Annotated in this window: 12 protein-coding genes, 1 tRNA gene and 1 pseudogene; 7 read left to right on the plus strand and 7 right to left on the minus strand. The window is 53.0% G+C overall.

The features are described 5' to 3' along the window. The 5 genes and pseudogenes from QZ197_RS09780 to QZ197_RS09800 form a co-directional block, all read left to right on the plus strand. A pseudogene (locus QZ197_RS09780) lies at positions 1-212 on the plus strand (hypothetical protein); the annotation flags it as partial. A 145-nt stretch (positions 213-357) separates the two neighbouring features. Further along, a complete protein-coding gene (locus QZ197_RS09785) occupies positions 358-1,662 on the plus strand; it encodes a site-specific integrase (RefSeq protein WP_296431726.1) in 1,305 nt (434 codons plus the stop codon). Then, positions 1,649-2,080: a hypothetical protein gene (locus tag QZ197_RS09790; RefSeq protein WP_296431727.1), complete on the plus strand. Its 432-nt coding sequence runs from the start codon at positions 1,649-1,651 to the stop codon at positions 2,078-2,080. Before QZ197_RS09785 ends, QZ197_RS09790 begins: the two co-directional genes overlap by 14 nt. 85 nt (positions 2,081-2,165) lie before the next feature. Beyond that, positions 2,166-2,339, plus strand: coding sequence for an AlpA family phage regulatory protein (locus QZ197_RS09795; protein WP_296431728.1), 174 nt, complete (start codon positions 2,166-2,168; stop codon positions 2,337-2,339). 41 nt (positions 2,340-2,380) lie between these two features. Then, a complete protein-coding gene (locus QZ197_RS09800; RefSeq protein ID WP_296431730.1) occupies positions 2,381-4,858 on the plus strand; it encodes a phage/plasmid primase, P4 family in 2,478 nt (825 codons plus the stop codon). A gap of 150 nt (positions 4,859-5,008) precedes the next feature. Here the strand turns inward: QZ197_RS09800 and QZ197_RS09805 are convergent, their stop codons facing one another. From QZ197_RS09805 to QZ197_RS09835, 7 genes are all read right to left on the minus strand, one after another. After that, entirely contained in the window at positions 5,009-5,644 is a 636-nt protein-coding gene (locus tag QZ197_RS09805; protein ID WP_272146597.1) for a recombinase family protein, read from the minus strand. Positions 5,645-6,081: 437 nt separating this feature from the next. Beyond that, positions 6,082-7,527 carry a diguanylate cyclase gene (locus tag QZ197_RS09810; protein WP_296431731.1) on the minus strand — a complete coding sequence of 482 codons (1,446 nt, stop codon included), beginning with the start codon at positions 7,525-7,527 and terminating at the stop codon, positions 6,082-6,084. Between the two features lie 149 nt (positions 7,528-7,676). Next, positions 7,677-7,850, minus strand: a complete 174-nt coding sequence (locus QZ197_RS09815; RefSeq protein WP_296431732.1) for a hypothetical protein — start codon at positions 7,848-7,850, stop codon at positions 7,677-7,679. 57 nt (positions 7,851-7,907) lie between these two features. Continuing rightward, the gene (locus QZ197_RS09820) at positions 7,908-8,969 is read right to left on the minus strand and encodes an IS630 family transposase (RefSeq protein ID WP_296431733.1); all 1,062 of its coding nucleotides are present in this window, start codon (positions 8,967-8,969) and stop codon (positions 7,908-7,910) included. Positions 8,970-9,728: 759 nt separating this feature from the next. Next, positions 9,729-9,802 (minus strand) — tRNA-Gly (locus QZ197_RS09825). Positions 9,803-9,937: 135 nt separating this feature from the next. Then, positions 9,938-11,977, minus strand: a complete 2,040-nt coding sequence (locus QZ197_RS09830; RefSeq protein WP_296431734.1) for an ASKHA domain-containing protein — start codon at positions 11,975-11,977, stop codon at positions 9,938-9,940. A 104-nt stretch (positions 11,978-12,081) separates the two neighbouring features. Further along, positions 12,082-12,876 (minus strand): hypothetical protein, encoded by a 795-nt coding sequence (locus QZ197_RS09835; RefSeq protein WP_296431735.1) that lies wholly within the window; start codon positions 12,874-12,876, stop codon positions 12,082-12,084. Positions 12,877-12,888: 12 nt separating this feature from the next. Here QZ197_RS09835 and guaB point away from each other — a divergent pair, with 12 nt between their 5' ends. Together guaB and QZ197_RS09845 are read left to right on the plus strand one after the other, a co-directional pair. Next, positions 12,889-14,337: an IMP dehydrogenase gene (gene guaB / locus QZ197_RS09840; RefSeq protein WP_272146383.1), complete on the plus strand. Its 1,449-nt coding sequence runs from the start codon at positions 12,889-12,891 to the stop codon at positions 14,335-14,337. A 5-nt stretch (positions 14,338-14,342) separates the two neighbouring features. After that, complete coding sequence (locus QZ197_RS09845) at positions 14,343-15,503, plus strand: RsmB/NOP family class I SAM-dependent RNA methyltransferase (RefSeq protein WP_296431736.1); 1,161 nt, start codon at positions 14,343-14,345, stop codon at positions 15,501-15,503. The last annotated feature ends 96 nt before the right edge of the window (positions 15,504-15,599 follow it).

A 15,599-nucleotide genomic window follows, 5' to 3' on the forward strand; every position in this document is an offset into this window, starting at 1 on the left:
TGGCCGGAACGATATTGTTTGTCCCATGGGAAAACGCTTTTTACACCTTGCTGGTATATTTGGTCGTGTTCTTCGTTAGCTCGCTGGTTTTCGTGCAAGTGCGCAAGATTTTCGGGTCCGAGGACAGCGCGTGGCATTTAATGGCGAACGCCGTTATTCCGCTGAGTTTTTCGATTGGCGTCGCTGGCCTAATTGGCATGTTCGTTCTTTAAGTACGTCAAAATCCCATAGTTTTTTGGAGCGGGTAACGAACTTTTCGCTCATGTAGTCGCCTGTAGCAATCAACTCCAAAGACTTTGTTTTTGTTGGTTTTTCCCTCAGCGTCTTGCAACGCCACGTCGCACCTTGTATCACACAATGACAAATTTTTGGGCGGGTTTATTGAGGGGAGATAGTTCGATTCCCAAGCGCGCAAAGGAACTATCGGCGACAGAGGTCAGGCGACTTGGCGAGGGTCTGCATGCCGTGGGCGGCGTCGCTGGGCTCGCGTTACAGGTCTCTAACACTGGGGGGCGGTCTTGGATTTTGCGAGTGCGGGTCGGTGAGAAGCGGCGCGAGATCGGCTTGGGTGGATACCCCGAGGTATCGCTCGGTAGGGCGCGTGAGCGTGCAGCTGAGGCCAAGGACGCCATCCGGTGCGGTGTTGACCCCGTGGAGGAACGGAAAGCCGCCAAAGCCGCGCTCGCTGCCGCCCAGCGCCAAGGCGTGACCTTCACGAAGGCATTTGAAAGCTACGCAGCAACGAAGTTGCCGGAACTTTCCACGGAGCGCTACCGCGATCAGTGGATGGCCGTGATGCAAAAGCATGCGCTCCCCGAGCTTGGCAACATGCTTGTGCGCGACATTACTCGCGTCGATATTCTGCGCGTACTTAACCCAATATGGGAGAGCCGCACCGAGACCGCGACCAAGGTGCGACAGCGTGTCGAGAAGACGCTCGATTTTGCTAAGGCTGCTGGATATAGAGAAGGTGAGAACCCTGCGGCATGGCGTGGCAACCTTGAACTTGCCCTTCCAGCACCTGGCAAGATCGCACCAAAACAGAATTATCCAGCGCTGCAACTGAAAGACGCCCAGCGCTGGTGGACAGCGCTCAAAGGGCGAGACGGTGTCAGCGCGAAGGCCCTAGCATTTCAAGCGCTTACGGCTTCGCGCACTGGAGCGGTTAGGTTCGCAACTTGGGATGAATTCGACTTCAACGATAAACTCTGGACTATCCAGCCAGGGCGTAAGTCCTCGAAGATTCCTGTATCTGGTAGACCACACCGAGTTCCACTCACAAACATGATCATCGAGTTGCTGGATAGCCTGCCGCGCATGGGTGAATTCGTCTTTACGGCACCAAGAGGCGGTAGCCTTTCCGATGCTGCACTTGGCAAGGTAATGCGAAGCATCCACAAAGCAGATCTCATGGCTGGCGGTAGTGGATATGTGGATGCGCAGACTGGTGACGCTGCCGTACCACACGGCTTGCGTAGTTGCTTTCGAGTCTGGGTCACGGAACGCACTGATTTCGACGGCGATATGGGCGAGATTGCACTGGCCCACAATGTCGGAAACAAGGTGCGTCAGGCGTATGATCGATCGGACATGCTCGAAAAGCGCCGCGCAATGATGGCAGCATGGGGTGAATTCTTAGGAGGTGTTGATGGCATCGATTAATGATCTGCGAGAACCTATCGAGGTTTATGAAGCCGCCGTAGGTGACGTTGAAACGTTGGTTGAATATCTGCGGAGTGATCAGCCTATTGGCTCTTGGATGCGTGAAGTACTTGCCTTTTACCTAGCTGGAGAACTGGAACCAAAACTGCCTAAAGGACGGCCTAAGAAGGACACCAAAGTTTCCAAACTGATGCGGATGGCGGCGATGGAGTACAGATCACGTCTGTATTGGGCGAAAAAAGAAGGCAAGCCTGTCTATGGGAAAGCGGAAGCCCTTCGCGGTGAGATTGCGAAAAACTATGGCATCATTCCAGAGCAATTCGAACAAGAATTCCATCGCGGTATTCCAAATCGCAAGACAGTCATTGGCCTGCAAGATCGTTTTGTAGACTGGTATATAAACCACCGCATGAAATAGCCCCGAGACTCAGTATTTCTTGATGACGATCTGACGTCACCGCTCGGCTTATTGATTGGCACATTCTTAACAAGGAGTGCCTATCATGGTTAATCACTACTTATCAGACACACAACTCGCCCAGCGCTTCGCTGTCTCACGGCAGACCATCTGGCGTTGGCATCGCGAACGCGGAGACTTTCCGCGTGCATGCAGCTTGTCGCCAGGCTGCACCCGGTGGCGACTTGCTGAAATCGAGGCATGGGAGCAGTCACGCTGACTTCCCGTCAACTCTCCTCCCCAAAACATACAGGCTTAATTATGACCCACGAAACCCCCGATTTCGAGGAAGCACAGGCATTCCTCGACCTTCTCGACAAAAACGCGCAGTTCTGGACGTTCCAGACGTTCGACGACAACGCTGACCGTAGGTCTCAAGACCTAGCGCGGGTGCTTCACGGCACGCTGGAAGACCACTTTGACACCCTAACAGCGCTCCAGAAACGCGGTGCTGGTGTGTTCGTCACTATTAACGAAACCGATGGCAAAGGACGCGGCAAGCGCAATATCATCCGTGTTCGCGCTCAGTACATCGACCTTGACGGCGCAGATCTGCAGCCGGTCCGAGACTGGCTTGAACCGGATATTATCTGTGACACTTCACCTGGACGTTGGCACGCCTATTGGCTCGTTCGAGACACACCTCTGGAAAAGTTCAGCGCCGTACAGAAATACCTGATACGCGCCTTTGATGCGGACAATGTTCATGACCTACCACGCGTCATGCGCTTGCCCGGCTTTTTCCATCAGAAGAAGGATAGCGGGAAGGGGCTTACTGGCAAGCGTCAAGTGGTGCGCGTATTACCAACGGCCAATCTGCCGAAGGAGCGCACGTTCAAGGATTTTGGCACGAAGTTGAAAGCCGATTTTCCGCTGCCGGATAAAGACAGCTCCAAGCCCAAAAAGTCACAACCTAATACTGAAAAAAGTGAAGCACAGGACGCTGAGGTTCTGGAGGCGCTGGGATATATCGATCCTGATCAGTTGAGCTATGATGAATGGCTGCGTGTCTTGTTTGGCCTACACCATCAATTCGGTTCGGCGGGTGATGCAATGGCCGATGATTGGAGTGCAAAAGGGCAAAAACACCGTCCAGATGATATAGACCGGCGTTGGAATAAATTTCGCGAGGATGGACGGGTCACGATCAAAAGCGTTTTTGATTTGGCCAAGAAAAACGGCTGCGATGTTGCGGCACTTGCAAAGAAGCATCGCGGCAAAAAGAAATCTCGCCCAGCGCCACTACCATTCAAAGAGATCATTGAAACAGCCAAGGGACTGAGCGCTGAAGACACCGATGACATTGCAGCTCTGCTGATCGAGGTATCAAGCCTGCCGCCGCTGAAACGTGAGAAAGTACTGCTGCAAATTAAAAAGAGTACAAAGATGACTCTTGGCTCATTGCGTGCTCAGCTGCGATTCGATCAAGAAGTCGATGAAAGCAACCACTTGACCGTGGCCCGTAAGGTCATCGGCTGCGTCGGCGCGGACAACATTATTTGTGTTGGAGAAGGCCTTTGGCTATGGAACGAAACCGGTGTATGGCAGGAAGAGGACAACCGTCTCCTGCGTCAGAAAACCCAAGCCGTACTTGAAGATCACAATATCAATGTCGTTGCCGCGACGGTTGGCAGCATCACTGATGTGCTGAAAAGCGAAATTTACAGGCAGGACCATAAGTTCAATCTCGGAAACCCTGAGACTGTGAACTGCCTGAACGGTGAAATCCAGCTCGAAGACAACGACTGGCTAGATCCGGGGAAATGGCGTTGCCATCCTCATGAAAAGCAAAACTACCGCACCACGCAGATACCGGTTAAATATGATCCCAATGCTGATGCACCGCGCTTTAGGCAGTTCCTGAACGAAATCTTTGAGCCGGACAACGATGGCGAAGAAAAGATCCAGGCTTTGCTTGAAATGATGGGCTACACACTGATGAGCCATAGCCGCCATGAGAAGTTTATCATGCTTATCGGAGCTGGTGCCAACGGTAAATCTGTACTGCTCAGCGTTATTGAAGCCCTTTGCGGTGTTCGGAACGTCTCTGGCGTCCAACCGGCGAACTTTGACCGAACATTCCAACGTGCCCACCTGCATATGAAGCTGGCCAATATCGTCACGGAATTGAAACAGGGCGAGGTCATCGCAGACGCGGAACTGAAGGCCATCACTTCCGGGGAACCAAGCACGGTTGAGCAAAAGTTCAAAGATCCGTTTCTGATGCGGCCTTTCTCGACATGCTGGTTTGGAACAAACCACATGCCACATACGCGAGATTTCTCAGAGGCCCTTTTTCGCCGGGCGGTCATCATCACGTTCAACAGGGTTTTCAGCGACAGCGAAAAAGATCCGATTTTGAAGGAAACCTTGTTCAAAGAGTTGCCGGGCATCCTGAATATGGCGTTGGATGCCTATGCTGAGGCGTTGGTCCATGACTTCACTGAGCCACCATCCTCAATCTGCGCAAAGCAGGAATGGAAACTTGAAGCCGATCAGGTTGCGCAATTCGTCGAAGATGCCTGCAAGGTAGACGCCAATGCTGAAATCAATGTGACCAAGCTCTACGGGCGCTATAAAATATGGACCGACAGCCAGGGTATCAACAAAACGCTGGGCATCAAGAACTTCCGAGACCGGCTGTCACGCCTTGGTTACGGCCACAAGCGGCGGAGTGACGGGAAGTATGTCACAGGATTGACGGTTACGGAAAGCTCGATCACGGAATTCGACGTGTGATCAAACCAGAAAATGCCACTTGTGCCGGGTGACTCGGACATTCGGAGAACTTGTGAAGAAATATAACCGTGTCCCCACCTATTCCTTTTTTCAAAGTGGTAGGTATGTGGAAAGAAGCGGCACAAGTGGCACACCTTCCCCACTCATGGATCACATGCCCCAGCGCGTCAACGCCGTCTCTGCCGCTGCTCGGTCATTGCGTATCCGCAGGACCGTTTGGCGGCTTACGCCGTTATCACGGGCGACGCCGGACACCGTGTCACCGTTGCCCAGCGCCGTGAGGATCGCGTCGAACTGGTCGCGGGTGTAGGACGGCTTGCGGCCACGGAACGCCTTGTCGTCGGTGGCCTTGGCATGGGCAATGCCTGCCGCCTGCGCCGCCTTTGTAGCCTCTGCCTGCGCCTGAGCGGTCGCTGCCATGAAGCCGATCAGGGCGTCACGCACCGCTGCCTGCATGGGGTCGCTGGTGGATCCATCGAATGTCATGCCATTAATCACGGTGCGGACGATCACGCCTTTGCGCATGAGCGTTCTGATCGTGTCTGTCACGTCCGCATAATCACGGCCAAGGCGATCCACCCAGCGCACGATCACAACGTCACCCCCGCGCACCACGTCGAGCAGGCGCGCACCGCCCGGACGATCGGCAAAGGTTGTCTTAACCCCTGAGACACCATCATCCTCGATCACGCGGTCAATCTGGATGCCTGCTGCCTCTGCATGGGCGCGCTGGTGGTCGATGGTCTGGTCGGCGGTGGATACGCGGGCGTAAAGGATAGCTTGCATCGAATTGATTAATGTCCGTTAGAGTTATGTCCTCTGTCTATTTTGTCCGCAAGTAGAAAGAAAGCCTAACGGACACCCTGTGCGCATGAATACAATGTGACCGTTGGGGTACGCTCTAACGGACAAGACTTACTGCCCATTGTCACCTATGAACGCCAAGCGCCTCACTCCTGAAAAGAATGTCCTGATAAAGCCCCGCGAAAAGCAAAAAGGGGGCAGCCTTGCCCCCTCTCAGAAATTTTCAAGTAATTTTGTGTAAAGGTGTGAGCAGGGGTTACGGCATTCTGTCGGTCTTGAACAAGACTGGGAGGGACCATGCGAAGACGGATGCAAGCGAGGCGCACGACTGTGCAAGAGATACGAGCGATACTGTGGCCACGAAAACGGTTAAAAATCGAGGTGCCCTTTATATGACGACGGACATATTGAATTTTTCTTCAGGTAATGGGAACGAAACATACATCGTTCCGTCCATTATTTTTTGCCTGATATATTCCGTCGTCTGCTCGCTTATACAGGCTGTCTAAGCTATCATGCTCAGAAAAGCTCGAAACGCCAAAGCTTGCGGTAACTTTCCCAACAATCTCAAAATTTGTGTCGGACAGTAGCGCCCGCAACCTTTCGGCCAAGGCGATAGCGTTTATTTCAGGTGTATTGGGGCAAAGTATAATAAATTCTTCGCCGCCATATCGGGCGAATATATCAGTTTTCCTTATATAATTTGAAAACAAATCTGTGATACTTTTCAAAACATCATCTCCCACTGCATGACCAAAATTATCATTAATAGATTTGAATTTATCAATATCGAACATTATAATACAAAAACCGACCCCATACCGCTGGTAATGTTCAATACAGTTTTGAACTTCCGTTCTAATCTTGAGCCGATTGAATGCTTTGGTTAAGGGATCTTTTTGGGCCTGTTCGGTTAGCTTTTTGCGCTCTAAAATTGAATTTTTAATTAAAATTGATATAGTTATAGATATGAAAATGGTAAAAATAAAAATACCAACATCATTAAGTTTTAAATAAGATACATTTGTGGAAGCCGCTACAAGCCAAGAGCCGCCGTCAAATTCTACTTCTAATTCTGCAATTGATTCTTTGAAAACATCTTCATTTCCCTCAAAGATCTCTCCAGGTCTGCCTAATCCATGTCTCCCACGAATGGCGATGTTAAACCTATCACCATTCCAATTTTCAGCAACGTCTTTAATTAATTGTGAATCGATGAGAACCGTCGCAAATCCCCAAAAATCTGATGGTACATCTGTCACCCATTGGTCATATTCATTTGCCCTGCCATTAGAAATAACCCTTGCAGGATTAAACGCTCCCTCTCTTGTGAAGATAGCTTGACGAGCGATAATTGCTTCACCACCTTGTATAAGATTCAGCGGACCCGCAACAATGTTATTTCTTGATTTAATTGTCGTAATGACTTGTTCTCTTCTCTCATCATCAATAAAAAGATCGTGTCCTAACGCCTCTTGATTTCTTTCTAAATTTGTTACGTATTTTACTTTGCCTTCCGGCGCTAACTGCATGGACACAATGTCACTAAAGTCATTATGAAGGCTATTGGTGAATCTATAAAAACCGTCTTCTAACGTTATGAGATGCAGTGGATTGTCTATATTATTATATTCTGAATGCTTTACAAATGCAGCTAACGATTTTGTTAACATTAGCCTCTCGTTAAGTTTTCCAATTAATTCTGACGAAAATCCATTAACTAAAATTTGCGCTTCATAATGTGTTTGAAATTTATTACTTTTATAAGTGTTGTACAAATAAATGCAGGAACCTAAAAGCAGAAGTAAAAAAGACAGATAATGAAGATATCTAACTAAAATTTGGTTCCTAATTAGTTCTATCATCAATACAGCCTGTGCGGCAATTTTTTCGGCTTTGAGTTTTGAATCATAGAGAGCCTTCTTAGGTCCAAGTTTTGATTGCGATACTCACGGCCCATAGTGAATCGGGTGTCGCGATGAACGGAAGATGCAAGCACCTCAGCGGCGAGGTTTTAAACAAGCTTAATCGGGGCAGCAGCCGGGGTCAATCGGTAATCTTCTGGGTGGGTCGCCCAGCAAGCACGATTTGCCGAGAGCTGGCGCATGGCCGCGCCTTCATCGCCAGAAATTGCCAAAAGACACTCACCGACAGCATTTTCAAACTCATCGGCATCGATCAACTCCACGAAAACAGCTCTCCAAAATAATTTTTCGGCAGCATGCACAAGGCATTTATACCGCGCCTAGCCCAAAACCCGAAATTTCTCGTGAGTGACGACTCTGAAGTTATCTGATACTTGGTTTCGGAAGGTTTCCCACTCGGTCGGCAGGATCTCCCGAAAGAACCTCAGGATCGCATCCGCGAACTGCTTTTGCGTGGGGTAGTGGTGATTGTGGGTGACGCATTGGTGCATCACGGCCCACAATCGTTCGATAGGGTTAAGGTGCGGGCAATAGGGCGGCAGTTGGATCAGGTGGATGCGGCAGTTGGGCCGAGCGAGGAATTCACGAACATCTGGGCCCTTGTGGTAAGCAGCGTTGTCCCAGATCACATGGATGAGGCGCTTGGGGGGATTGCGGGCCTCGATCTTGGCCAGAAGCTGCGCGGCACTGACCCCGTCTACGGTGGTCGGCTCGACAAAGGGCGCGTCGAAGGTTTCAAGGTTGAGCGCACCATGGATATTCACGCGTCCGCGCCCTGCCGTGGTTGTCACGGCGGGTTTTGAGCCTGCCTTGACCCAGCCAAACGCAGGCTTTGTCTGGTATTCGGGATGCACGGCATCGGCGAAATACACGGCTTCATCAGCGCCCAACCCGTTCAGCAGCCGCTCATACATGGCGATGAATTTGGCCTGCTTCTCGGCACTTGCGACGCGCGGAAGCCCTTTTGGCTTTCGGTACTCATAGCCTAGGCGGGAAAAGAGCTTGATGCAGCCCGAATGGGAGTAGGCCACGCCATGCTGCGCCGCGATATGCGCCCTGATCTCTACGGTCGATCGACAGAAGCGTTCGTCCAGCCAAGCACAAAGTTCCATCTCTTGAGCTGAGGTCATGCGGGACTGACCGCCCTTCCAGCCGTCGGTCGAAAGAGCGTCCCAGCCACCCTCCCGGTAGGTCTTGTACCAGCCCCGAATGGTATCATCGTCCAAATAGAGAAACTTCGCGATCTGGACGCAGCTTTCGCCGTCATCAAGGAGCAAGATGGCATTGGACCGGCGTGCAATCCCGTGGTCTTCACGCTGCGAGCGCACGCAAGCGACAAGCTCACGTCGCTCTGAAGAGGTAAGAAAACCGGGACAGATCATCACCTTACTTGAATCGCTTACAACCGCGGCGTCAACACAGGAAATTCGGGTGATCCATGAATTGGTGTATAGCACCCAAAACAACACAAGATTTTATAAGATATACTCGGAGCTACTGAAGACCCGCGATTGAAAGGGTGGCATTCAAGAGGGTAGCGATCCAGGTAGGTGGAATTTATCCAACCACCTTTTTTATAGCGCCCTCAGAAATCTTAATATACCGTTGGATCATTGCCAAGCTTGACCGAGGTTCCCCAAATGGCCTGTCGAAGGACGATATGATCGCCCTAAAGCTGCCTGTTCGACAAACGTTTTTACCCCCGAGCTGCGTCTATGGTCGCACAAACTGCTGGAACGGGGCGGATCAGACCGGGAAATCGCTGAATTCTGGCCAAGGGGTTTGTTTTCAGCGCTGCGGCTAGACCTGCCCTGCCGCTTTCGTTCAGTCTGGGCGTGGGTCACGGTCATGCGCGTATCGGTAGCGCTCGAAGTCGGCCAATCACAGCGAGGACGATGCGTAACCTAAGGCCAGTGAAGGCTACTCTGCCAGCCATCGGAGTCGAGGGTGTTTTTCATAGCCAAGGCTGTGAAGTCATTGCGAAATATTATTTTCAAAAGGGGAAATTCCACGTAATAAAGTTACACCAAGGGCGCTCGAATGTAGCGAGAACCGAGGAACTGTACTTGGGCGGGTAAAATGGCGGGTCAAATCACAGTGCTGCTAAATAATATTTAAAATCAGCGCCTTATGGGGGGTATTGGAGCGGGTAACGGGAATCGAACCCGTAACTGAAGCTTGGGAAGCTTTCGTGATACCTTTTCACCATACCCGCGCGCCGACTTTGGGGTAGAACGCCGTCTGCACCGCGTCAAGAGGGTTAGACTTTGAAACCCTGCCGCAAGATGCACTGCGTCAGGGTCTCGATCACGTGGGGTCACGTCACGTGATGATGATTGTGCGTGCAGACCTACCGCGTCCGTCTGCGGCGACGCCCACCATCACCACCGCCGCCACCTGTGTTGTGGTTCACATCTGGCAGCGTCACGATGCTTTTCAGAATCGGGAAAGGTTCTACCGCGTTGGGGATGTTGGACGCGTTGACAAAGTGCTCTTGAAAGCGCGGTTCAATCGCTGTTTCGATCTTATGAATGCGATGCACGGTCTGCTCGATTTCGCGGCGTGCGTCGGTGTTCAGCAAGGCTATCCGTGCGCCAGTACCGGCTGCGTTGCCTGCGCTTGTGACCTTGTTAAGAGGCGCATCAGGGATCATGCCCAGAACCATTGCGTGTTTGGGGCTGATATGGGCACCAAAGGCACCCGCCAGCACAACGCGATCTACTTTATCGACGCCGAATTTGTCCATCAGCAGGCGTGCGCCGGAATAAAGGGCCGCTTTGGCCATTTGAATTTGCCGGATGTCGGTGTTTGTAACGGTGATTTTGGGGCCATCATTGGCCGTACCATCGTAAAGCAGATATGAATTTGTGCGCCCGTCTTGGAAGCAATTCGGTGATCCGGTCTGCTCTGCCGATCCGATCAGACCGGGGCCGTCGACGATACCTGCCATGCGCATTTCCGCAACAACTTCGATGATGCCGGACCCGCAAATGCCGGTGATGCCAGACCCTGCAATGGCGGCGTCAAAGCCTTCTTCGTCGGACCAGATATCGGACCCGATCACTTGGAAGCGGGGCAGTTTGGTGACGGGGTCAATCTCAACATGTTCAATCGCGCCAGGGGCCGCGCGTTGCCCAGAGCTAATCTGGGCACCTTCAAACGCGGGGCCGGTCGGGGATGAACAGGCAAGCACCTTTTCTTTGTTGCCCAGCAAAATCTCAGCATTCGTGCCAACGTCCACGATCAACACAAGGTCTTCGGATTTGTCTGGCGCCTCGGATAAAGCCACTGCTGCCGCGTCTGCACCGACATGGCCTGCGATGCAGGGCAATAGGTAGACGCGGCTGGCGGGGTGCAGGTTCAGGTCCAGTTCTGATGCCCGCAACGAGATTGCTTCAGAGGTCGCCAGTGCGAACGGGGCTTGGCCCAATTCGTACGGGTCAATACCAAGGAAAAGATGGTGCATGACCGGATTGCAGACGAAAACAGCATCGACGATCAACCCGCGGTCAATCTCGGCTTCGGCGGCAATTTGGACGAACAACGCGTTCAAGCCTTCGCGCACAGCGAGCGTCATTTCATCTGCGCCTGTGGGGTTCATCATGCCATAGCTGACCCGGCTCATCAGGTCTTCGCCAAAGCGGATCTGCGGGTTCATGATCCCCGAAGACGCGACGACTTCGCCCGACTGCAGATCGCATAGGTGGGCGGCAATTGTGGTGGACCCTAGATCGACGGCCAATCCGTAAAGTGTGCCTTCATAGAAACCGGGCCAGACATGGATAATGCGCGGGCTAAACACCGCGTCGCCCGAATGGACCGCGACGGTGACTTTCCATTCGCCTTTACGCAAAGCTGATTGCAACGTTTTGAGAACGGTCAAATCAGCCTCAAGATGCGGCAGGTCCCAATCGCGGGTCAGGGCAGCGGTCAGCCGTTCAAGGTCGCCAGACGGGTCGTGCATGTCCGGTTCAGTCACCTCGACGTAATAAAGCTTTGTCGATGGGTTCATCACGATATCGCGCGCTTCGGCGCGTTTGCGTACGACCTGTTTGTGAACTTGGCTTTCGGCGGGAACGTCGATCACGATGTCGCTTTGGATCGTCGCTTGGCAGCCTAGACGCCGCCCTTTTTTCAAGCCGCGTTTGTCGTCATAGCGTTGCTCGACGCTGTTCCATTCTGACAAAGCGGTATCTGCGACGCTTACACCGTGTTTAGAAAATTCGCCGTAGGATGGGGTGATCTGGCACTTTGAGCAAATGCCACGCCCGCCGCAAACCGAATCCAGATCGACGCCCAATTGTCGTGCCGCGGTCAGCACAGGCGTGCCTACTGGGAAATTTCCGCGTTTGCCGGATGGCGTAAAGATAACCAGTGGATCGTTGGACATTATGCGCGCCTTTTACTGCTTTGGGCGAATGTAACTTTTATGGTGGTATTGGAAAGGCCTGTATCCGTCATAATGAATATGCGCAGCGGCATAACATGGCGGCGCTATTGCAAAAAATCTGTACCCCAGACCCAAACCGCCAAAGGCACCGGCAAAGTTGCTACCGCGATTGTCAAAAAGGCATAGCCAGTCTGGAACAGCCTGCTGATCCCCCCAGCAATCATGATGCCGCCACCACCACCCAAAGCCATGTTTCCGGGCAGATTGATCGCAATCCCGAGTGTCACATAGCGGTAGTTGCACAATGCCAGGACAAGCCAGCGTGGCAGGCGGTCGTGCATCGTGTCCAAGCGGTCACTGCGGGGGGTGGATTGGATACGTTCCAGCAGGGACGCTATGCGCAAGAGCGATAGATCCTGACATAAGCGGATCAAGCGTGGCAGGGGCGCGTATTGCCCGATGCAAAATGCCAAGAACAGTCCCACAACTGTTGCACCATAAACCATTGGGGCTGCTTTCGCGCCTTCAAGGATCAAGATAGCGGCACCGATTTCAACCCCCGGCACAAAGGGAATCGCCAACAGTAGGGCGTAGCCGACCATTATTGTGATAATCAAACCCGTCATCGCGCGCGCGCTTGCGCTGCTTTCGAACAGGGCGAACTTGGCAAAAAGCAGGTCGATCCCGAATTTGATCAAGACAATAAAACCGACAACCACGCCAAGACGCACAATTATGCGCGCAATCCACGGTCCCCAAGCTGTGTTTTCGGTCTCTTTTAGCACCATCAAACACCATTGGTCGCAATCTCCGCACATCACAAGGCAATTGATCGCCACTTTTTGGCTTTCGGTTGTCACATATCCATGCGATAGCGACGTGCCAACGAGACCACCCAAGGAGACCGGTTGATGGAAATTCGTGAGGCACTCACTTTTGATGATGTTTTGTTGGTACCGGGGGCGTCTACGGTGCTGCCGTCGACGGCTGATACGACCACGCGGGTCACACAATCCATCAGCATGAATATACCGCTGCTCTCAAGCGCGATGGATACGGTGACCGAAAGTCGCATGGCGATTGCGATGGCCCAAGCCGGTGGCATTGGTGTGATCCACAAGAATCTGAACATCGAAGATCAGGCCAAAGAAGTGCGGCGCGTGAAACGTTTCGTGTCCGGCACTGTTTATAGCCCCGTGACTTTGCACCCCAATCAGACACTCGCAGACGCCAAAGCGCTGATGGAGCGTTACCGCATCACCGGTTTTCCGGTTGTGAGCGAAGATGGCCGTGTTGTGGGGATTGTCACCAACCGTGACATGCGTTTTGCTCAAGATGACAATACGCCTGTCAGCGTGATGATGACGACTGATAATCTGGCGATTTTGCAAGAACCTGCGGACCTCGACGAGGCGCGATCGTTGATGCAAGCGCGGCGGATTGAAAAGCTGCTGATCACAGACACAACTGGCAAGCTGACAGGTCTTTTGACGCTCAAAGACAGTGAACAGGCCGTGCTGAACCCTATGGCGTGCAAGGATAATCTGGGGCGGCTACGGGTCGCTGCGGCGTCCGGCGTCGGGGATGCAGGGTTTGAGCGGACACAAGCTTTAATCGAAGCTGGCGTTGATATGGTGGTGATTGATACCGCTCATGGTCATTCCGAAGGTGTCGCTAGGGCAGTTGAGCGGGCGAAAAAGCTGTCCAACGAGGTTCAGATTGTTGCTGGCAACATTGCGACGGGCGAGGCTGCGAAAGCCCTTATTGGGTCCGGAGCGGACGCCGTCAAAGTGGGTATTGGACCAGGATCGATCTGTACGACACGGATGGTTGCTGGTGTCGGTGTGCCGCAGTTGACCGCGATCATGGATTGCGCGGCAGGTGCGGGCGACGTGCCTGTGATCGCTGACGGCGGCATCAAGTTCTCTGGCGATTTCGCCAAGGCGATTGCGGCGGGCGCGTCCTGTGCGATGGTCGGTTCCATGATTGCAGGCACAGACGAAAGCCCCGGCGAAGTGATCCTTTATCAAGGTCGGTCGTTTAAATCATACCGCGGCATGGGTAGCTTGGGCGCAATGGCCAGCGGCTCTGCCGACCGTTATTTCCAGAAAGAAGCCGCCAGTGACAAGCTGGTCCCTGAAGGCATCGAAGGGCAGGTGCCTTATAAAGGGTCCGCCCATGCTGTTGTGCATCAGCTGGTCGGCGGTTTACGTGCGGCCATGGGCTATACCGGCTGTGCGACGATCGAAGACATGCGCACAAAGTGCACATTTGTTAAGATTACTGGCGCGGGCCTCAAGGAAAGCCATGTGCACGACGTGCAAATTACCCGCGAAAGCCCCAATTACCGCATCGGATAAACGCTATGACACCGGGCGCACGCGTGGCCGCCGCAATTGCGGTGCTGGATCAAATCATTGAAGGTGCCGCTGCTGAGCAGGCCCTAACGGCATGGGCGCGCGGTAGTCGCTATGCAGGGTCTAAGGACCGTGCAGCAGTGCGCGATCATGTCTTTGATGTGTTGCGCGCGCGCAGGTCGCTGGGCGACGGCGATGGGCGCAGCTTGATGCAGCGGTTGTCCATGCGCGAAGGCTGGTCAGTTGACGCGCTGTTTTCTGGCGAAGGGCATGCGCCTGCACCGTTAAGCGAAGACGAACATGCGGCTTTGTCGCAAGACCTTGAACTTTCTGCGGCTGCGCGTTGTGATTTGCCAGAGTGGCTTTGGCCCCGCTGGCAACAAAGCTTAGGGGTTGAAGCAGAGGCCGCAGCGATTGCCCAACAGGGCCGCGCCGAAGTGTTCTTGCGTGTGAACCAACGACGCGGGACGGTGGATGCTGCTGTCAGGCAACTTTCGCAGGACGAAATTTCGACGGTTCCGCATCCAACGGTTCGGGGGTGTTTGCGGGTCACTGAAAATCCGCGCCGCGTTAAGACATCAGCCGCCTATCTAAATGGTCTTGTCGAATTGCAGGATGCAGCATCGCAATTCGCGATTGGCGCTGTGCCGGTGGCCGACGGTGCGCGTGTTTTGGACTATTGCGCTGGTGGGGGCGGCAAGGCACTGGGTTTCGCAGATTTGCGAAATGCAGAGATATTTGCGCATGACATTGATCCGCGGCGCATGCGCGATTTGCCTGCGCGCGCGGAACGGGCGGGCGTTCAGATTGCGACGCTAGAAACAGCGGCATTGGCAGAACGCGGGCCCTATGACGTGGTTTTCTGTGACGCGCCTTGCAGTGGAGCAGGGACGTGGAGGCGAACGCCGGATGCAAAATGGCGGCTGACAGCAGATCGGCTTGTCGCACTCATGCAATCACAAGATGAAGTATTGGCAGGGGCAGCCCCGCTTGTAAAGCAGGGTGGTGTGCTGGCGTATGCCACTTGTTCGGTGCTTCATGACGAGAATTCAGGCGCGATTGATCGATTTTTGCAAAGAAATACGGGTTGGGTGAAATCTGAACAGTATCAACTTCTACCTGATCTGAACGGGGACGGCTTTTTTTTCTCTTTGTTAAGGCACAAATAAAGCAACCTATACGTGTGTGCAATTTTCTGCTAAACTAGCTTTAATGGTTGGTTAAGCCTTGTGTGATTTACCACCTTGATAAGTAACGAGGTGGTC

It is taken from the genome of Yoonia sp. (genome assembly GCF_017854415.1).
Lineage (GTDB): Bacteria > Pseudomonadota > Alphaproteobacteria > Rhodobacterales > Rhodobacteraceae > Yoonia.

Excerpts from the sequence above, each read along its gene's own strand:
- QZ197_RS09785 (WP_296431726.1), top strand. The coding sequence starts at position 358 with ATGACAAATTTTTGGGCGGGTTTATTGAGGGGAGATAGTTCGATTCCC.
- QZ197_RS09790 (WP_296431727.1), top strand. The coding sequence starts at position 1,649 with ATGGCATCGATTAATGATCTGCGAGAACCTATCGAGGTTTATGAAGCC.
- QZ197_RS09795 (WP_296431728.1), top strand. The coding sequence starts at position 2,166 with ATGGTTAATCACTACTTATCAGACACACAACTCGCCCAGCGCTTCGCT.
- QZ197_RS09800 (WP_296431730.1), top strand. The coding sequence starts at position 2,381 with ATGACCCACGAAACCCCCGATTTCGAGGAAGCACAGGCATTCCTCGAC.
- QZ197_RS09805 (WP_272146597.1), bottom strand. The coding sequence starts at position 5,644 with ATGCAAGCTATCCTTTACGCCCGCGTATCCACCGCCGACCAGACCATC.
- QZ197_RS09810 (WP_296431731.1), bottom strand. The coding sequence starts at position 7,527 with ATGATAGAACTAATTAGGAACCAAATTTTAGTTAGATATCTTCATTAT.
- QZ197_RS09820 (WP_296431733.1), bottom strand. The coding sequence starts at position 8,969 with ATGATCTGTCCCGGTTTTCTTACCTCTTCAGAGCGACGTGAGCTTGTC.
- QZ197_RS09830 (WP_296431734.1), bottom strand. The coding sequence starts at position 11,977 with ATGTCCAACGATCCACTGGTTATCTTTACGCCATCCGGCAAACGCGGA.
- guaB (WP_272146383.1), top strand. The coding sequence starts at position 12,889 with ATGGAAATTCGTGAGGCACTCACTTTTGATGATGTTTTGTTGGTACCG.
- QZ197_RS09845 (WP_296431736.1), top strand. The coding sequence starts at position 14,343 with ATGACACCGGGCGCACGCGTGGCCGCCGCAATTGCGGTGCTGGATCAA.